Source organism: Dolichospermum heterosporum TAC447 (assembly GCF_024584745.1).
GTDB lineage: Bacteria > Cyanobacteriota > Cyanobacteriia > Cyanobacteriales > Nostocaceae > Dolichospermum > Dolichospermum heterosporum.
The window spans coordinates 505,443-524,999 of sequence record NZ_CP099464.1 but is presented as its reverse complement, the minus strand read 5'-3'; the positions used below and the strand labels follow the sequence as shown (position 1 = coordinate 524,999).

The 19,557-nt window shown below is 37.0% G+C and carries 19 protein-coding genes; 17 read left to right on the top strand and 2 right to left on the bottom strand.

Annotation, left to right across the window (positions count from 1 at the left end; translation table 11 throughout):
• Window positions 1-342: 342 nt before the first annotated feature.
• The 6 genes from bchL to NG743_RS02260 all read left to right on the top strand — a co-directional run bounded on the left by bchL (window position 343) and on the right by NG743_RS02260 (window position 4,654).
• Complete coding sequence (gene bchL / locus NG743_RS02285; protein ID WP_027400713.1) at window positions 343-1,209, top strand: ferredoxin:protochlorophyllide reductase (ATP-dependent) iron-sulfur ATP-binding protein; 867 nt, start codon at window positions 343-345, stop codon at window positions 1,207-1,209.
• A gap of 26 nt (window positions 1,210-1,235) precedes the next feature.
• The gene (locus tag NG743_RS02280; protein WP_027400714.1) at window positions 1,236-2,042 is read left to right on the top strand and encodes a DUF5331 domain-containing protein; all 807 of its coding nucleotides are present in this window, start codon (window positions 1,236-1,238) and stop codon (window positions 2,040-2,042) included.
• Between the two features lie 151 nt (window positions 2,043-2,193).
• Entirely contained in the window at window positions 2,194-3,597 is a 1,404-nt protein-coding gene (locus NG743_RS02275; protein WP_027400715.1) for a ferredoxin:protochlorophyllide reductase (ATP-dependent) subunit N, read from the top strand.
• A 336-nt stretch (window positions 3,598-3,933) separates the two neighbouring features.
• Window positions 3,934-4,194: a DUF4160 domain-containing protein gene (locus tag NG743_RS02270; protein ID WP_190384559.1), complete on the top strand. Its 261-nt coding sequence runs from the start codon at window positions 3,934-3,936 to the stop codon at window positions 4,192-4,194.
• Window positions 4,195-4,197: 3 nt separating this feature from the next.
• Window positions 4,198-4,488, top strand: a complete 291-nt coding sequence (locus tag NG743_RS02265) for a DUF2442 domain-containing protein (RefSeq protein ID WP_193963131.1) — start codon at window positions 4,198-4,200, stop codon at window positions 4,486-4,488.
• Complete coding sequence (locus tag NG743_RS02260; protein ID WP_193963130.1) at window positions 4,457-4,654, top strand: hypothetical protein; 198 nt, start codon at window positions 4,457-4,459, stop codon at window positions 4,652-4,654. Before NG743_RS02265 ends, NG743_RS02260 begins: the two co-directional genes overlap by 32 nt.
• Here the strand turns inward: NG743_RS02260 and NG743_RS02255 are convergent.
• Window positions 4,651-5,925: a hypothetical protein gene (locus NG743_RS02255; protein ID WP_257121430.1), complete on the bottom strand. Its 1,275-nt coding sequence runs from the start codon at window positions 5,923-5,925 to the stop codon at window positions 4,651-4,653. The genes NG743_RS02260 and NG743_RS02255 overlap by 4 nt on opposite strands.
• Before the next feature lie 261 nt (window positions 5,926-6,186).
• Here NG743_RS02255 and NG743_RS02250 point away from each other — a divergent pair, with 261 nt between their 5' ends.
• The 4 genes from NG743_RS02250 to NG743_RS02235 all read left to right on the top strand — a co-directional run bounded on the left by NG743_RS02250 (window position 6,187) and on the right by NG743_RS02235 (window position 11,018).
• Window positions 6,187-6,516: a DUF6972 family protein gene (locus NG743_RS02250; RefSeq protein WP_257121429.1), complete on the top strand. Its 330-nt coding sequence runs from the start codon at window positions 6,187-6,189 to the stop codon at window positions 6,514-6,516.
• Window positions 6,485-6,733, top strand: coding sequence for a hypothetical protein (locus NG743_RS02245; protein ID WP_027400717.1), 249 nt, complete (start codon window positions 6,485-6,487; stop codon window positions 6,731-6,733). Before NG743_RS02250 ends, NG743_RS02245 begins: the two co-directional genes overlap by 32 nt.
• Before the next feature lie 20 nt (window positions 6,734-6,753).
• Window positions 6,754-7,227, top strand: a complete 474-nt coding sequence (locus NG743_RS02240; protein ID WP_193963126.1) for a DUF29 domain-containing protein — start codon at window positions 6,754-6,756, stop codon at window positions 7,225-7,227.
• Window positions 7,228-7,604: 377 nt separating this feature from the next.
• Window positions 7,605-11,018 carry a DUF499 family protein gene (locus NG743_RS02235; RefSeq protein WP_257121428.1) on the top strand — a complete coding sequence of 1,138 codons (3,414 nt, stop codon included), beginning with the start codon at window positions 7,605-7,607 and terminating at the stop codon, window positions 11,016-11,018.
• On the opposite strand, the gene NG743_RS02230 is transcribed toward NG743_RS02235, so the two are convergent.
• Window positions 10,995-11,291, bottom strand: a complete 297-nt coding sequence (locus NG743_RS02230; RefSeq protein ID WP_257121427.1) for a hypothetical protein — start codon at window positions 11,289-11,291, stop codon at window positions 10,995-10,997. The genes NG743_RS02235 and NG743_RS02230 overlap by 24 nt on opposite strands.
• Before the next feature lie 2 nt (window positions 11,292-11,293).
• On the opposite strand from NG743_RS02230, the gene NG743_RS02225 reads away from it, so the two are divergent.
• The 7 genes from NG743_RS02225 (at window position 11,294) to NG743_RS02195 (ending at window position 19,374) form a co-directional block, all read left to right on the top strand.
• Window positions 11,294-11,869, top strand: coding sequence for a four helix bundle protein (locus tag NG743_RS02225; RefSeq protein ID WP_257121426.1), 576 nt, complete (start codon window positions 11,294-11,296; stop codon window positions 11,867-11,869).
• A complete protein-coding gene (locus NG743_RS02220) occupies window positions 11,829-12,257 on the top strand; it encodes a DUF7680 family protein (RefSeq protein ID WP_027400720.1) in 429 nt (142 codons plus the stop codon). The genes NG743_RS02225 and NG743_RS02220 overlap by 41 nt, the downstream gene beginning before the upstream one ends.
• Window positions 12,258-12,327: 70 nt before the next feature.
• Window positions 12,328-12,612 carry a hypothetical protein gene (locus NG743_RS02215; protein WP_035081793.1) on the top strand — a complete coding sequence of 95 codons (285 nt, stop codon included), beginning with the start codon at window positions 12,328-12,330 and terminating at the stop codon, window positions 12,610-12,612.
• Window positions 12,613-12,672: 60 nt separating this feature from the next.
• Entirely contained in the window at window positions 12,673-13,272 is a 600-nt protein-coding gene (locus NG743_RS02210) for a hypothetical protein (protein ID WP_257121425.1), read from the top strand.
• 199 nt (window positions 13,273-13,471) lie between these two features.
• The gene (locus NG743_RS02205) at window positions 13,472-13,789 is read left to right on the top strand and encodes a UPF0175 family protein (protein WP_027400722.1); all 318 of its coding nucleotides are present in this window, start codon (window positions 13,472-13,474) and stop codon (window positions 13,787-13,789) included.
• The gene (gene vapC, locus NG743_RS02200) at window positions 13,782-14,201 is read left to right on the top strand and encodes a type II toxin-antitoxin system tRNA(fMet)-specific endonuclease VapC (protein ID WP_257121424.1); all 420 of its coding nucleotides are present in this window, start codon (window positions 13,782-13,784) and stop codon (window positions 14,199-14,201) included. The genes NG743_RS02205 and vapC overlap by 8 nt, the downstream gene beginning before the upstream one ends.
• Window positions 14,202-16,482: 2,281 nt before the next feature.
• Window positions 16,483-19,374 (top strand): DUF1156 domain-containing protein, encoded by a 2,892-nt coding sequence (locus NG743_RS02195; protein ID WP_257121423.1) that lies wholly within the window; start codon window positions 16,483-16,485, stop codon window positions 19,372-19,374.
• The last annotated feature ends 183 nt before the right edge of the window (window positions 19,375-19,557 follow it).

The following is a 19,557-nucleotide window of genomic DNA, read 5'->3' as shown; positions in this document are numbered from 1 at the left end:
TCAAGGGTTACAAGAGTAAGCAAATATTATGGAATAAATAGATTTTTACATAGGGATTTTTTTTGTTTTTTGAAACTATTTTTATAAAAACAAAAGATTAAAACTTTAAAAAATAGAATTTTCAGCTATTTAAGACTAATAAATGGCTTAATAGTTTATAAATAGAGTATTTAATCACTTAAATAGCTGATATCAGCACCTTTCAGATTCCAGTCCCCTTTCCTTTCTAGAGAATTTGCACAATAATGACACTCAAGCACCTCACACATCCCCGAATCAATGTAGATACAGGCAAATGTTTGAGCTAAGAGTTTGTAAAGAAACTATAAGAGAGGTACAACAATGAAACTAGCAGTTTACGGAAAAGGTGGAATCGGCAAATCTACAACCAGTTGTAATATCTCTGTAGCTTTGGCTAAACGAGGTAAAAAGGTCTTACAAATTGGCTGTGATCCCAAACATGACAGCACCTTTACCCTGACTGGGTTTTTGATTCCCACCATTATTGATACCTTGCAAGAAAAAGATTATCACTACGAAGATGTTTGGCCAGAGGATGTAATTTACAAAGGTTATGGCGGTGTTGATTGTGTTGAAGCAGGTGGACCTCCAGCCGGTGCCGGTTGTGGTGGCTATGTAGTTGGGGAAACAGTCAAATTATTAAAAGAACTTAATGCTTTTGATGAATACGATGTAATTTTATTTGATGTCCTTGGTGACGTTGTTTGTGGTGGCTTTGCCGCACCGTTAAATTATGCAGATTATTGCCTAATTGTTACAGATAATGGTTTTGATGCTCTATTTGCAGCCAACCGGATTGCTGCTTCCGTTCGGGAAAAAGCTCGGACTCATCCCTTGCGTTTGGCAGGATTAATCGGTAATCGTACCTCCAAGCGGGATTTAATTGATAAATATATAGAAGCCGTGCCTATGCCTGTTTTAGAGGTATTACCTTTAATTGAAGATATCCGCGTTTCCCGCGTTAAAGGCAAGACTTTGTTTGAAATGGCAGAGTCAGATCCTTCTCTAAGCTACGTTTGCGACTATTACCTGAATATTGCTGATCAAATTCTCGCTCAACCCGAAGGTGTCGTTCCCAACGATACTCCTGATCGTGAACTTTTTTCTCTATTGTCAGATTTTTATCTCAATCCAGTAAAAGTTAAAGCCAGAAATGCTGAAGAGGAATTAGACTTGATGATTGTATAAAACATTTTACCTCTCAGGATGGACTTATGGCTTTCTTTGATAGTTTTACCGATTCGATCAAACAAAAGTGGCTGCAATTCTTTCAAGCCAATCGTGAATGGATTACGCTGCAAATGACAGTTGAATCAGTTTATACCCCCGATGGCGGAAAGCGCCCGTCTTCTTACCTCATCCTGGGAGTCATCAATGCTCTAGAACCAAAATTAGCCCAGCTAATGTTCCCCTTTGCCAAACTGAATCCAGATGCGGATATTTTAATTGAAGTTCTGGATTTGCATTTTGACCCTGATATTGCCCTTGGTAATCGTCTCAGCCCCACAGTAGAACCAGAAATGTACTCTCGTCCGTCGGCTGTGGTGGCAGATATGCCTGAATCAGAATCTTTCTCAGTCACTGAGATCAATCTGAATAATTTGGGAAACGAGACGCAAGCCACTTGGGCTATAGATAGAGATCATGAAGGTTTTGGTGGTATTTCTTTATCCGATGAAGGTGTTTCCCATCACTCAGAAGCATCATCCAGATTAGAAGCAATGGGTGATTTTGGTCATACCTCCTTTAATCCGATGTCTTTAAGTGATGAAGACGCTTTTGGAGAGATACCTGATAATGCTTTTGGGGAAATGACCGAAAATGCTTTTAGTGGACTGAATCTATCTGAAGATAATTCGTTGGATGAACTAAATACATCTGAAGAAAATGGATTTGATGATGTAGTTTCGGACATCTGGGGTGATGAAACTTCCCTGCATAATGGTGACGACAATTTGGAAGAACTGCCATCTGAAGTTTTTAATGAATCAGAGATGGCTCGTCTCTTCCCTAACAATTAATTGTTGAAAGCAGAATTTAGGTGACAGGTGACAGGTGACAGGTGACAGGGAAGAAAGTAGGGGGAAATGAATAACCCAATCATCAATCACCAATCACCAATCACCAACCATCTACTTTCCAAGTTGAAAAAATTAAAGGGAGAATATTAATATGACTGTTGCTCAACAGCCTGAAGCTTTAAATTTTGAATGTGAAACCGGAAATTATCACACTTTTTGTCCTATTAGCTGTGTGGCTTGGTTATATCAGAAAATTGAAGATAGTTTCTTTTTGGTAATTGGCACGAAAACCTGCGGTTACTTTCTCCAAAATGCAATGGGGGTGATGATTTTTGCTGAACCTCGCTATGCTATGGCTGAGTTGGAAGAGGGGGATATTTCCGCACAGTTGAATGATTATGAAGAATTAAAACGTTTGTGTGAGCAAATTAAACGCGATCGCAATCCTAGTGTAATTGTCTGGATTGGTACTTGCACAACCGAAATTATTAAAACCGATTTGGAAGGTTTAGCACCTAAGTTAGAAGCTGATTTAGGTATTCCCATTGTTGTCGCCCGTGCTAACGGACTCGACTACGCATTTACCCAAGGAGAGGACACTGTGTTAGCCGCTATGGCTCATCGTTGTCCTGAAAAGTCTCCCGTATCGGAAACTGAAAAAGGCGAGCGTAACGCCATTCAGAAGCTGATGAATTTCGGTAAGAAAAAAGAAGACATCGCTCAAGATGAATCTGAGTATGTAAATCATACACCTTTGGTGCTGTTTGGTTCTTTACCTGACCCAGTTGTCACCCAATTAACCTTGGAACTGAAAAAACAAGGGATTAAAGTTTCTGGTTGGCTACCCGCAAAAAGGTTTACAGAATTACCTGTGATTGAAGAAGGGTATTATGTCGCCGGTGTGAATCCTTTCCTCAGCCGCACTGCTACAACCTTAATGCGTCGTCGCAAGTGTAAACTCATTGGCGCACCATTCCCCATTGGTCCCGATGGTACTCGCGCTTGGATTGAAAAAATCTGTTCTGTATTGGGAATTACTCCCCAGGGTTTAGATGAACGAGAAGCGCAGATTTGGGAAAACTTAGAAGAATACGTGCAATTAATTCGCGGTAAATCCGTGTTTTTCATGGGTGATAATTTATTAGAAATTTCCCTAGCGCGGTTCTTGGTGCGTTGTGGCATGACTGTTCAAGAAATCGGCATTCCTTACATGGATAAACGCTATCAAGCTGCTGAGTTAGCTTTGTTAGAAAAAACTTGTCAGGAAATGGGTTCACCTTTACCAACAATTGTCGAAAAGCCCGATAATTACAATCAAGTTCAACGGATTTATGATTTAAAACCTGATTTGGTAATTACTGGTATGGCTCATGCTAATCCATTGGAAGCACGGGGTATTAATACTAAGTGGTCTGTGGAGTTTACTTTTGCTCAAATTCACGGTTTTGGTAATGCGCGTGATGTTTTGGAGTTGGTAACTCGTCCTTTAAGAAGGAATAATAATTTGAAGGATTTGGGTTGGGATAAGTTGGTGAGAGAGGAAGCTAAGATTTAGCTTTTTTCGGAAATATTCAGGGCGGGCTTTTTAGTCCGTCCTTTTTTTTGCACGCAGAGACGCTCCAGGCGCGGAGAGGAATGTGGCGTTGCTGATTAAGGGTATGAATTTTAGTCTCACGCAAAGGCGCAAAGACGCAAAGGTAAGATTTTTAAAGGTTCAATTTGGAAATTTCATACCTCGATTCAGCAACGCCAGGAATGTTAGAGTTGGTGTTATGGTCTTAATAATTTAATTGCATTTATAAAATTAATTAAGTAGGTAAAGATATAACAAAGATCGATCGCATCTGGTAAACTAATAATATCTAACAAGCTTTATAGGTCAGGTGATATCATGCCCGAAATATGCCGTTTTTTAGGAATTATTATTACTATGTATTATAATGATCATCCTCCCCCACATTTTCATGTTCGTTATAATCAACAAAAGGCAATTATTGAAATAGAAACATTATCAATTTTAGAAGGTAAACTCACCCCTAGAGTTCTAGGTTTAGTAATTGAATGGGCTGCAATGCACAAATCAGAACTTTTAAAAAACTGGAACTTGGCTAGACAAAATAATTCTTTAGAGAAAATTGAACCATTAGAGTAAATTATGCTGCAAGACATTATAGAAGTCATTCCTCAAAATAATTATCAACTCTATATCAAATTTGATGATGGAAAACAAGGTATTGTTGATGTTAGTCAATTAATTGAATTTACTGGAGTTTTTCAACCTTTAAAAGATTTAGATTTTTTTAAAACTGTGAAAGTTAACCCTGAATGGGGAACAATTTATTGGGATAATGGTGCAGATTTAGATCCAGATGTGCTTTATTCTGTAATTACTGGTGAATCTATTTCTAGCTATCATGGAAATCAATATATCGAAATGTATCATTAATTTAGAATTAATCACAACAAAAGCAGCCTTATTAAAAACTAAAAAGCCTTTTCCAGTAACTAAGTTGAAGGATGTAACAGGTTGTTTGAAATATGCTGCTGAACCTGCTACGCTGGAAGATATGGAAGATGCTATTCGTCAAGCTGTTGAGGAAATACAGTTTTAACCAGGTAATTCTAAAGGTTGAGAAGGAATAATAAACATTAATTCTGCACCTTCTGGTTTTGGTTCTGTCGATGGTTTTAATTGCAACCATTCATGAAAACTAATTCCTAATTGAGATATTGCTTGTATTTCTGTTTGGTAAGATTCAAATCTCTTGTTAGTTTCAATCATTGATTCCATTACTTCAAATACTTGGGGAAGTCTTTGAAAAGCTTCTTTTTCAAATCTACCTGTTAATGGTGTAGGATTTCCTCCAAATAAACCCCAGCTTATCTCATTACGATCTACAATAGACGATGGTAAGGAAGACAACCATTCATTATTGTTTTGTGCTAACTTAAATATATTCTCACGAAGAATATCAAATACAGAATTTTCATCTAATGTAGGGTTAATCCATCGGTAAATTTTGGTTAATTTACACAAATCAATTTGTCCTTTAAATTGAGGGTGTAAATATGCTGCTGGATTAGAAGTAAGCATTATCTCAATGTACTTATTAACCAGTAACCTTATAACTTTTGTTCCTTCTTGAAAACGACGAATTGCTGTTTCATATTCTTCTAGTTCTAAATAACAACGAGCTTCGGCAATATAAGCTAAAGATAATGTAAGTATATATTTATCAATTATTTGGCTTTTTTGGGAAAGTTCATTAACGGTGTAATCTTTGTAAATATGTTCTGCTTCTAAGAAACGATTAATAGCTTGTAATGCGCTGCTTCTCCGGTTTTCAATTTTAGTCATTGTAAAGGCATTAATCGCTAATTCGATTCCAGCACGGAAGTTAGCATAAAAACTCATATCAATTTTGCGATTGATTTTATTTAACAATTCTTGCGCTTGCTTTAGTTGGTTTTCTATCTCATTTAGGCGCTGTGCTATAACAGCAAAACCCATCACAGAAACACCAAGATTGAGAATACTAGCAGCAGTAGATACTTGCAAAATACTTTGAGAAAATTGTAAAGTTTCCCCAATTGAATCCATTTGATTCTCAACACCATCTAAACGCTGATTCACATCAGAAAAACCTTTAGCTGAAATTGCTGCATTTGCTCCTGAAGTAATTAAATTAAGTATGCCAGTAACAGGATTAGCTGCAATGGAGATTACTGAAGGCGCAACTGAATTACTGTCTCGCAACCAAGTTACAATTTTCTTACTTGTTACATCTCGAATTACACCCCCAACCCGTTCAAAAGTTCCATTTTGTAAGCCTTTAGCAACCCAACTTGCTAATGCAAAGGTAACTTGAATTGGTAAACTCATAATTTTTTCCTGGTTGTAAAAACTTCAGCAGCGTTATGTATAACAATAAAATTGTATATTATTTGATATTGCAACACATAACCATGCTTAGTTAATTATCCTTATAGTGTTGTATCTTGACAATATAGTGAAATGTTTTTTAACGTTTGCGTGGTGTGTTGGATAAATACCGCAAAGGAAATAAAAAGAGCGTTACCTATGGCGAGGGAAGCGATCGCAATTTAGTTATATAATTAAGGATTAGGAACTGTAATTAATTAAATGAGTGGGATAGAGAAGGAACTAACTCTAGACACTAGACATATTGCCAAGCATCTCCCAGATACACCACAAATACAAAGATTATTGCGGCGAGAAGGGTTTGTTCATGTTTTTAACGATGAAGCAACAATGCTCAGGGTAGCACAAGCCATAATAGAAAATGGCGAGTTCACAGGTATCATTCGTAATCATGAACGATATGGACTCTATTTTGCCAGCGCAATTGGCTATAGAATAGATAGGGCAAGTCAAATTCCTCTGCATTATGGTGAAATAAAAGTCACTGGAGATAGATATCATGTCATTCCCCGCACCCGACCTAGCCAATAACTGGCAGTTTACAGAAATATGGGTTGACCCTACCTCTGTACCACCCTATATTTTGATGTTGCTTGGTGATGATAAAAATAATTTTTGCATTTTAGATCCTACAGAAAATTACAAAATTATTTTTGCTTGTTCCAGTTATGAAGAAGCAAAACTTTGGCTACTTGAGGATGAATATGAGCGTGTGGAAGGTCGAGTTTTAGCGGAACAGGTAGCTTAATTTATTTGGCAGGATGCTATATGAACCATCAACTCTATGAACAAGATTTTAATCTGTGGCGAGAAACTCTCATTACCCAAATCAAAGAAAAACATTTTCATGATATTGATTGGGAACATTTACTATTAGAACTGGATGATATGGGTAAATCGGAAAAACGGTATTTCTTGAGTAATTTAACAATTTTAATTACTCACTTACTCAAGTTAACTGTTCAAGCTGATGCTCCTGAAATGATGAAAGGAAGTTGGTACAGTTCTATTACTGAACATCGGTTTAGAATTAAAAAAGATTTACAAGAAAATTCTTCTTTTAAGAATTATCTGCATGAAGTAATTTTTATGGCTTATGCTGATGCTAGAAAACTGGCAATTAAAGAAAGCAAAAATGCTAAGTTGGGAGTGAGAAAACCAGATGAAGCAGAATATCCTCTTGATTTACCTTTTACTTTAGAACAGTTACTAGATGAAGATTTTTATGGAGATATGTTATAATACTAAGTAATTGGACAAAAATATTGACAGTCATTGCGAGCGAAGGGAAGCAATCACAACCCTGGCGATTGCTTGATTTCATTTCGTTCCATATGGCTAACGCCACGCCACGCTTACGCAATGACATTGTGTAATTAACTCTGTCTCACTACCTATCATTCACACCAGGGCGAACCGGGAGTAACTTGAAGCTGTGAATTTAAGCACAATTGGGCTATATTTGTGCCGGACTATACTTATAATTAAATACACGATAAATAGATCCCGTCGAGGATCTAACTTGTAGAGTATCACTTTGCCTCAGAGATAAAGGTGCTGTTGACAGTTAGCTGTTGACAGTCAAAAACTAAGTTCAAACCATCAATATATTTATTTCTATGCTGCCTTCCATCTTCAAAACCTGTATTCCCAGAGACGAAATTTTAGCAGGGGAACTTTCCCCAGAATTATTCGCAGCTAAATTACGCTTAGTAGTTGAAGGCACAGCCCCCTACGTCTACCAAGATCCGACAGCCTTTTTTGCTAATACTTTTCCTACAGATGGGTTAAAAACCCTGATTTCCGAAGTATTTGGACGATTAGGAGGTGCTGCTATTGGTTCTCCTATCATTCGCTTAGAAACCAGCTTCGGGGGAGGGAAAACCCATGATGAAATCGCCTTGTGGCATATCGCCAAAAATGGGCGGGAAATCCCTGGATTAGAGCGTTTTGTTGATAATATTAATTTAATTCCAGAGCGTCCAATTCAAGCATCGGCGATCGCTTGCCAAGATTTAGATCCAGTTAACGGTGTTTACCATTCAGATACAGGCATTACCACCTATACCCTGTGGGGAGAAATAGCTTATCAAATCGGTGGTGTAGCAGGTTACAGCTTACTCAAAGGTTCTGATGAACAACGAGTTAGCCCCGGCACAGTAGTTTTAGAACGCATTACCCAAGGGCAACCCACAGTAATTATTCTCGATGAAATAGCCCGTTATCTCAGGGCAGCTAAAGCCACAGTAGTTATTAATAGCGACTTAGCAGAACAAGTTGTTGCCTTTTTATTCTCCCTCATGGACTTGGCAGCAGCTTCTAATAACTTAGTCTTTGTTTACACCCTCGCTTCCTCCACTGACAGTTTTGGGGCAGAAACCACAGAAATTCGGGAAACCATTTCAGCCACAGCTAGACAAGAACGGATTCTCAAACCCAGTACCGATGTAGAAATTTACAATATCGTTAAGCAACGGATGTTTAGCAGCATTGAAGCCAACGCAGCCAGTGATGCCGCTAAGGAATATCTGCAAACTTATAAAGCCAGTCGGATTGACTTACCAGATGGTTGCAAAGATGCCCGGTATGCCGAAGGGATTGAACAGAGTTATCCCTTCCATCCTGAACTATTTAGCCTATTAACCAAAAAAATCGCCTCCATTCCCAACTTCCAACGCACCAGGGGCGCATTACGCCTATTTGCTGGAGTTATTCGCTATCTCTGGCAAAACGTTAACAGTCAACAGTCAACAGTCAACAGTCAACAGTCAACAGCCAACAGTCAACAGTCAACAGCCAACAGTCAACAGTCAACAGCCAACAGTCAACAGTCAACAGTCAACAGCCAACAGTCAACAGCCAACAGTCAACAGCCAACAGTCAACAGCCAACAGCCAACAGCCAACAGTCAACAATCCCCAAATTGGATACCCCTAATTCACACCCATCATATCCCTGTCGGCATTGAAGAAGAAATTACCAGTGATTTAACTTCTCGACTGGGTAGAGAATTAATGCGAATCCCCATCCAAGCAGACATTTATAACCCAGATGGTAGAGAAGCATATAGCCAATTACAAGACGCAGAATGGCAAGCAGCCGGCAAACCCCCCTTTTCTACCTGGGTAACTAGAACCATTTTCTTACATTCCATTAACCAAGGAATTGCCGCAGGTATTCGTCGTCCTGAATTAAACTTATCCCTACTGACACCAGGATTAGAAATTGGCTTTGTACAGACTGTTTTAGATAGACTCACAGCAGTAGCGTGGTATTTAGAAGATGATCCGATTACCTTTATTGCCAGATTTAAAGAAGAACCATCACTCAATAAAATCATTTCCGAAGAAAAAGCACAAATTGGCATTACTGAAGCCAAAGACGAATTAAGAAAACGCCGGGATACGATTTTCGCGGCTAAATTCTTTAAATTAGTTTCAGCACCAATAAGTCCCGCCGATGTAGATGATGTTGCTGATAGCATAGCTTTGTGCATTATTGATTTTGATGATGCTGATATCTCTTCTACCACAGATGGACCACCTGCTATGGTAGAACGCATTTTTAACAACACTGGAGAGTCTGGAAAATTCCGCACTTACAGAAATCGCCTGTTATTTCTGATTGCTAATAAGCAAGAATTACAACGTGCCATTGAGAATGTGCGAGAATATCAGGCTATGCAAAATATTCTTAATTCTCCTAATCGTTTGCAAGATTTATCAGAAAATCAACAAAAACAACTCAAAGATCGTAAAGGTAAATTTGAATTAAATATTAGAGTATCCATTACTAATACCTATCGGCATTTATTTTATCCTGCCAATGATCCGGTGAAAGCCCCCAAGGGTTTAATGCACTATACTTTACCTGCCCAAGAATCTAGTGATATTAAAGGTAATAATCAACAGGATATTATTTTAAAATCTCTCAAAGATTGTCAAAAAATCCGTCAAGATGAAGCACAATTTTATGCACCAGCATTCATATTGCAGAAAGTTTGGCCAGCAGGGATAAATCATTGGACAACGAAAGCATTAAAAGAAACTTTTTTAAAAGATTTGAGTTTAAATATTTTCCTAGATGGGGAAATATCTAAATTACGAGAGACAATTCGCACAGGAATTTTAAATGGTAGTTGGGACATGAAAATAGGAGAAAAGGTATTTATTAAAACTGATGATTTGAAAATAGTTTTACCTGATTCCATAGAATTTTCTGAAAGAATAGAATTGTATCGTCGGGGTATTCTGCAACCACCCAAACCACGAGAAATTGAACTGAATGCCCAAGTTATGCCTAGTACAGATAAGTTAAAACCTGTGCGGTTAAGGTGGAAAGCATCTGGGGCATTAACAATTAAATTGTATCAAGAAAACACGGAAATTAATGATAGGGTGTTTCGTCCTAGTGATGAATATGAAACTAGCATTACCCAAACTACAATTTTTAAACTAGTTGTTGACTATGGTAATGAAGAAATAGTTGAAAAAGAAACTAAAGCCTCCATAATTATTTATGGTACTGGTACTTATGGTACTGGTGGAACTTCTTCTCCTGGTGTGGCAGAACCAGGAAGTTTATTTGCCGTCAAACCAGAAACATTTAATGCTGAAGGTACACATAATAGTGTATTTACTCAATTAGCTGATTTTATCAAAGATAATCAAGCCGAAGGCATTGAATTGTTAGAAATTTCAGTAGCAGAAGTAATGGACTACCGCAAGTTATTAACTGCCTTTCCTTTGTTGATGAAATTACCCCTGCAAATTGACCAGACAGCAAGTATAACCTTGGGAGAGCAATTTATTCGTTTAGAGTACCAAGGACCATATAAAGGGTTTAATAGTTTCCAGAATACTCTTAATACCTTATTGGGTAGTAAAGATGTGAAAGCAGATGTATTCTTGAAGTTAGAATTTAAATTTTTGTCACCAATTCTGCCAGAGGGAACAGAAATAAGTAATATCAAAAGTACCTTAAACCGAAATCCGGTGGATAGGTTGAATTTAATGGCGAAATTGACGTATTAGTTGACGGTTGACGGTTGACGGTTGACGGTTGACGGTTGACTGCTGACGGTTGACGGTTGACGGTTGACGGTTGACGGTTGACGGTTGACGGTTGACTGCTGACGGTTGACGGTTGACGGTTGACGGTTGACGGTTGACGGTTGACGGTTGACGGTTGACGGTTGACGGTTGACGGTTGACTGCTGACGGTTGACGGTTGACGGTTGACGGTTGACGGTTGACGGTTGACAGTGAACAGTGAACAGTGAACAGTGAACAGTGAACAGTGAACAAATATGGAAAGCTTCCAAAATTTACGCGTTTACCAACTATCGGAACAACTTGCCAATGAAATTTGGTTTATTGTTATAGAATGGGATTATTTTGCTAAAGATACTATTGGTAAACAATTAGTGAAATCTACAGATAGTATTGGTGCTAATATTGCTGAGGGTAATGGACGTTACAACCTACAAGATAATCAACGTTTTGTCAAGATAGCTAGAGGTTCTTTAAACGAAACAAGACACTGGTTAAGACTAGCTTATCAGCGCAAGTTATTGACTCAAGCCCAAACAGACAAAATTAAACCAATTATTGATGAACTATCACCTAAATTAAATGCTTATCTTAACTCTTTTAAAAATAAATCAGGAAAGAGTCAACAGTCAACGGTCAACGGTCAACAGTCAACAGTCAACAGTCAACAGTCAACAGTCAACAGTCAACAGTCAACAGTCAACAGTCAACAGTCAACAGTCAACAGTCAACAGTCAACAGTCAACAGTCAACGGTCAACAGTCAACAGTCAACGGTCAACAGTCAACAAATATGCAAGAATTTCAGTTGCGTATAGTTTCCACAGAGAATAATAACTTTGTAGTAGAATTATACCAATGTGCTTATAAAAAGGCAGGAGAGAAAAAACGTCCTTCTGCAAAACGCATTGGTAGATTAAAGGGTAATGCTTTAATTCAGGTAAAACAGGCAATTTATGATTGTTTAAAGGCAAATAATTATGATCCTAAAACTTTAAGTCATAATCGCCAAAGTCCTTATGTTTTAAGTGAGGAAACAGGGATAAATTTAGCTTTGTTGTTTCAGACGGTACAACCACTTTCTAAACCTGAAAGAATTGCTAATATTGCCCAAGGAATAAAAGCCATGAGTTATGAGGAATCCCATTACTGGTTTGCTAAGATTAGTAATGGGAAGCGTAGTCAGGCGTTAAAAGCGATTAGAGTATTATTGGGGGATTGAGGTTTGTTGGCTGTTGGCTGTGTTTTGATTTTAAATTTCTAATTCAACGGATTAGTTTTGGAGATTTGCCATGAAAGTTACCATCAAAGATAGTCAAACACTCAAAACAGTTCAGCCTGATATTATACAAACACATTTACAAGCTACAGGGTGGCAGGAAACAGGAAGAATTTATGATGATGCTGGGGCAATTTGGCGATTAAAAAAAGACACCGCAGATGAATATGAAATTTTGTTACCTCTTCAACATAATTTAGGAGATTATGCTGAAAGAATTAGCGATATTTTAAAAACATTAGAGATAGTAGAGAATCGTGATCAATTGGATATTTTAAGCGAATTTATTACCAATTAAATTGATCTCTAACTTTTGACTTGATTCAACAAATATGGCATTTTATCGAAGGTAATAATAATGGCTTACAGTGATTTTAAATTAAGTGAAATTATTCAGAAATTTGAATTGACATTAAACGAAGTATCAGGATTATTTGGAGATGTTGCAGAGGAAGAATCTAGTGATTTACTAACAACAATCCTCAAGGAAAACGTTGATTTAGCTGTTTCAATTAATACAGAAAAAGCCCGTTCTGAGATGATAATTAGTCCAATTTTACTGGAAGTAAGAAGAAAGTTAAATAATGAAATCAGTTTATTTTCTGGAGTAGATTTTAATGTTGATAGTCAACAAGGTTTAAATGGTTTTTGTGACTTCTTAATTAGTCTTTCTAAAGAACAACTTTTTGTTCGCGCACCTATAATTACTTTGGTAGAAAGTAAAAATGAAAACTTGAAATCAGGTTTGGCTCAATGTATAGCTGAAATGTTAGCTGCTCAATTATTTAATGAACAAAAACAAAATGCAATTAAGATTGTTTATGGTGCTGTGACTATAGGTACTATTTGGCAGTTTTTGAAGTTAGAAGATAAAACCATTTCTATTGATTTAACTGAATATTATATCAAGGATGTGAAAAAGATTTTGGGAATTTTAATAAGTGCAATTAAGCAATAATAACTGATAACGGTTAGTAATTCTCATTTTGAAACCAGTTTGCGTCATTCCAGCGAGAGTGTATTGCTACTGCAAGCGAACGCCAAAATTATTAAGAATTATTAACTCTTTATTATGCAAGGCTTTTTATGTAATCAAATCTTAAAATGAGAATTGTTGCTGTAAAATAAAAATGTAGGGTTAGGAGATTTTTTAAATTATGCAAATTACAATTGATTTACCAGATACATTAACGGAAAAGATACAAGATACATGGAGTAATTTACCACAAAAAATCCTGGCTAATCTTGTCTTAGATGCTTTTAAAGATGGATTGATTAATTTTGATGAGTTACGAGATATGCTCAATTTTTTTTCTAATGCTGAATTTCAGGAATTTTTAAAACAAAAGAATATGCTTCATTCTGGGGGAATACTTAATTTATATGGTGCTTGTGCTGATATTGATTTTGCAGAAGATGATCTAGGAATTTATGATGATATGGATGATGATTTAGTTGGGGTTGTTAATGAGTAATAATTCTTTAATTTATTTACTCGATACAAATGTTTGTATTATGTATCTGAAGGGGAGATCCCAAAACATTAATCATTATATTGATAATTTAGAACCTGAGAAAATTGCAGTGTGTTCTGTAGTAAAATCCGAGTTATTTTATGGGTCTATGCGAAGTAATAATCCTCGAAAAAGTTTGAATATTCAAAAATCGTTTTTGCGACAGTTTGTTTCTTTACAGTTTGATGATAATTGTGCTGAAGTTTATGGTAAGGTTCGGGCTGATTTAGCAAAAGCTGGAACTCCTATTGGCTTAAATGATATCCAAATTGCTACTATTGCTTTAGCGAATAATTTAATATTAGTAACTCATAATGTGAGAGAGTTTAGCCGAATTGAAGGTTTAAAATTTGAAGATTGGGAAGTTATATAGCAATCCTAATCAGGATTTACAGGATGTTAATTTTTGTCAGAATCAGGATTTCCAGGATTAGAGGATTTACAGGATGGGTTTATTTGTGAGGATCATAATTGATTGAATTTATGTAATATAATAAAGAGAGTAAACTGACAATTAAATATTTACAACTCACAGACAATTCATCAATAACAATCCTATAAATCCTCAAATCCTGTAAATCCTGATTCTGACAATTAAATATTTACAACTCACAGACAATTCATCAATAACAATCCTGAAAATCCTCAAATCCTGTAAATCCTGATTCTGACAAATAAACACTTACAACTCACAGACAATTCATCAATAACAATCCTGAAAATCCTCAAATCCTGGAAATCCTGATTCAGACAAATAAACACTTACAACTCACAGACAATTCATCAATAACAATCCTGAAAATCCTAAAATCCTGGAAATCCTGATTCTGACAATTAAATATTTACAACTCACAGACAATTCATCAATAACAATCCTGAAAATCCTCAAATCCTGGAAATCCTGATTCTGACAATTAAACACTTACAACTCACAGACAATTCATCAATAACAATCCTGAAAATCCTAAAATCCTGGAAATCCTGATTCTGACAATTAAATATTTACAACTCACAGACAATTCATCAATAACAATCCTGAAAATCCTCAAATCCTGGAAATCCTGATTCTGACAATTAAATATTTACAACTCACAGACAATTCATCAATAACAATCCTGAAAATCCTCAAATCCTGGAAATCCTGATTCTGACAATTAAATATTTACAACTCACAGACAATTCATCAATAACAATCCTGAAAATCCTAAAATCCTGAAAATCCTGATTCTGACAAATAAACACTTACAACTCACAGACAATTCATCAATAACAATCCTGAAAATCCTCAAATCCTGTAAATCCTGATTCTGACAAATAAACACTTACAACTCACAGACAATTCATCAATAACAATCCTGAAAATCCTCAAATCCTGTAAATCCTGATTCTGACAAATAAATATTTACAACTCACAAACAATTCATCAATAACAATCCTGAAAATCCTCAAATCCTGTAAATCCTGATTCTGACAAATAAATATTTACAACTCACAAACAATTCATCAATAACAATCCTATAAATCCTCAAATCCTGGAAATCCTGATTCAGACAAATAAACACTTACAACTCACAGACAATTCATCAATAACAATCCTGAAAATCCTCAAATCCTGGAAATCCTGATTCAGACAAATAAACACTTACAACTCACAGACAATTCATCAATAACAATCCTGAAAATCCTCAAATCCTGTAAATCCTGATTCTGACAAATAAACACTTACAACTCACAAACAATTCATCAATAACAATCCTGAAAATCCTAAAATCCTGGAAATCCTGATTCTGACAAATAAACACTTACAACTCACAGACAATTCATCAATAACAATCCTGAAAATCCTCAAATCCTGGAAATCCTGATTCTGACAAATAAACACTTACAACTCACAGACAATTCATCAATAACAATCCTGAAAATCCTCAAATCCTGGAAATCCTGATTCTGACAAATAAACACTTACAACTCACAGACAATTCATCAATAACAATCCTGAAAATCCTCAAATCCTGGAAATCCTGATTCTGACAAATAAACACTTACAACTCACAGACAATTCATCAATAACAATCCTGAAAATCCTCAAATCCTGGAAATCCTGATTCTGACAATTAAATATTTACAACTCACAAACAATTCATCAATAACAATCCTATAAATCCTCAAATCCTGGAAATCCTGATTCTGACAATTAAATATTTACAACTCACAGACAATTCATCAATAACAATCCTGAAAATCCTAAAATCCTGGAAATCCTGATTCTGACAATTAAATATTTACAACTCACAGACAATTCATCAATAACAATCCTGAAAATCCTAAAATCCTGAAAATCCTGATTCTGACAAATAAACACTTACAACTCACAGACAATTCATCAATAACAATCCTGAAAATCCTAAAATCCTGAAAATCCTGATTCTGACAAATAAACACTTACAACTCACAGACAATTCATCAATAACAATCCTGAAAATCCTAAAATCCTGGAAATCCTGATTCTGACAATTAAATATTTACAACTCACAAACAATTCATCAATAACAATCCTATAAATCCTCAAATCCTGTAAATCCTGATTCTGACAATCAATTGACAAATAACCCGCTTCCATTACAATTAATTAATACCCACACATCTACACCCCCATGTCTAACCCTACCCCCAAACGTCCCCACTTATTCATAGAAGAAAGAATGCCTGTCCAACTCCTCAACGAACAGGTTTACTATGAACATGGGGGAAATCCTTTTAAGGGGTTACATCGTTGGTATTCTCGCAAACCATTGTCCTTTAGTCGTGCTAGTGTGTTGGCTTCTTTGTTACCCGCAGATGTGACAATGGAGGAATTTGAATATTTATTGGGGTTAGAACCAGGGAAGGAAGTTAAACTCTACAAAACTCCTCCTACTGCTGTGCGAATTAAGAAGGTGCATGATTATTGTCAGCAAATTTGGGGAACTCGCACACCTACTGTTTTAGATGCTTTTGCTGGTGGTGGAAGTATCCCTTTTGAAGCTGCGAGATATGGGTTAAATGTGCTGGCTTCTGATTTGAATCCTGTGGCTGTGGTGACGATGAAAGCAGCTATGGAATATCCTTTAAAATTTGGACCAGATTTACAGCATGATATTGATAAATGGGTGAAGTGGGTAGGTGATGAAGCTGAAAAAAGGTTGGCTGAATTTTTCCCTTCTTTACCAGGAGAAACGGTACAAAATTATTTATGGGCGCATACTGTTGTTTGTCCAAGTTGTGAGTCTGTTGTTCCTTTAAGTCCTAATTGGTGGTTAAGTAAAACTAGCAATTATGCAGGAAAAGGACAAGCTAGGAAAATTACAACTGATTGGTATGCAGTTAAGCCAATTCCTAATCCTGAGAATAAGCGGGTTGATTTTGAATTAATTAAAGGCAGAAAGGGAAAGGGTACAACAACAATTATTACAGAGAGTGGGGAAGAATATGATCCTGATACTACAACTACTCTTAGTAGAGGCGTGGGAAAATGCCCGAATTGTATGGCAGTCATCGGTAATGAAGAAATCAAAGCTTTTACACGAAAAAATGGATTTGGTCATCAACTTTATGCTGTTGCTTTTAATACTGGGAAAAGTGGTCTTGAATTTCGGATTCCAAAAGATTTTGATAAAGAAAAAATTGTAGAAATTGAGAAAACTTCTGAGATTTTGTTTGAGAACTGGTTAGCCAAAGGAAAATTGCCAATTGAGCAAACATCAAGAGGAGATACCAACACTCCAAGAAATGACGATTATGGACTAAGACAAATTAAAGACTTATTTAATCTGCGACAGCTTTTGACGCTTATTACCTATGTAGATATTATCAATGATGCTAAAGAGAAGATGAGAGATATGTATACTGCTGAAAAAGCTGAAGCAGTTTCATTCTATCTAGGCTTTGTAATTAGTAGATGTGCGGACATGAATAGCCGATTATGTATTTGGAACTCTGGACTTGGTAGCGGTGAAAATGCGTCGCTCAGACATTCATTAAACTTAGCATGGAACTATCCAGAGTTATGTGGAACAGGTAAACTTTGGGATGTTTCTGTGTATGGAATTAGGCAGTATGCGAAGCTTTGTGGGATTCTCGGAACTCCTAACTATTCCGTCAAGATTCCAAGTATAGAAGAATACGATCCAAAAACTGTGCAAATAGTGTCTTCATCTGCTGATAGCCTTTCCCATATCACTGATCAGTCCGTTGATGCAGTTATCACAGATCCACCGTATTATGCCACAATTCCTTATGCTGATTTATCTGACTTTTTCTACGTCTGGCTTAAACGTACCCTTGGCGATATCTTCCCCGAATTATTCTACTTAGAACTCACCGACAAAGAACGAGAAGCCGTCGCCAACCCTTCCCGCTTCCGTAACATGGGAATATCCCCAGAAGAACTAGCCAACCAAGACTACGAAGCCAAAATGTCCATGGCCTTCGCCGAATACCACCGCGTATTACGGGAAGACGGCGTAATGACAGTCCAATTCAACCATAAAGACTCCGGCGCTTGGGATGTCCTAGCCAAGTCCCTCATAGACGCTGGCTTTGAAATCACCGCTTCCTGGGCTGTCAGCACCGAAAACCCCCAAAACCTCCACCAAGCACAGAAAAACGCCGTATCCAGCACCGTGCTTTTAGTCTGTCGCAAACGTCAACCCAACGCCGAACAAGCATGGTGGGATGATGTCCGCATAGAAGTGCGTAATATCGTCTTTGAGAAAGCCCCAGAAATCGAAAAATCCTTAACAGCAGATAGCCGTCCCGCCACAGACAGAGTAGCAGACCCCCGCCGTCGCATCAAACCCCCAGGTATTGACCTCTGCTTAACTGCCTTTGGTAGTGCATTAAGCGTATTTACCCGCTACAGTTCCATTCTCGACAGTGCCGGCAACCCTGTAGAACCCAAAGCCGCCTTTGAAGAAGTGCGTCAAACCATCGTCGCATACCGACTAGAAAAGCTATTAGCAGGTAAAGACTTTAACGGCATAGACCCCCTCACCCAATGGTATATTCTCGCCTGGGATACCTTTGAAGCGCGGGAATTTCCCTTTGATGAAGCCCGACAATTAGCTTTAGCAGTGGGTGGTTTTGATGTTTCCGACTTAGTTAAAACCCATAAATTACTAGATTCTGGTAGTGGCTTTTGTAAACTATTAACCCCAGAACAAAGGTTAAAAAAACGCGCCTTTTCTACTATTGATACAGAATTTTCGGGCAGATATTTAGTAGATGGACTGCACGCCATTATTGCCATTTACCAAGCGGAAGAAAATACAGAACCTGTGCGGAGATTTCTGAAAAATACAGGATTAGTTAGCAATGATTCCTTTATGCGGACATTTGAAGTAGCATTAAAGGTAATTCCCCACATTAAAGATGAAAAGAAACGCATTTTGGAAGAGAAAGCTTTATTAGATTTGTGGTTAGCAATGGATGAGATAAAAGCCAAAGTTTCCTATCAGCAAACTGAGATACCATTAGATAATCAGGGGGGACAAATGAATTTATTTTGATAACGGTTGACGGTTGACTGTTAACCGGTGGTGGTATAATTAATTTAATTTTGTCTGAATCAGGATTTCCAGGATTAGAGGATGTACAGGATGGGTTTATTTGTGAGGATCATGATTTTTGGATTTTGAGGATGGGGGTTTGTGTTTAATATTTTTTGTCTGAATCAGGATAACCAGGATTAG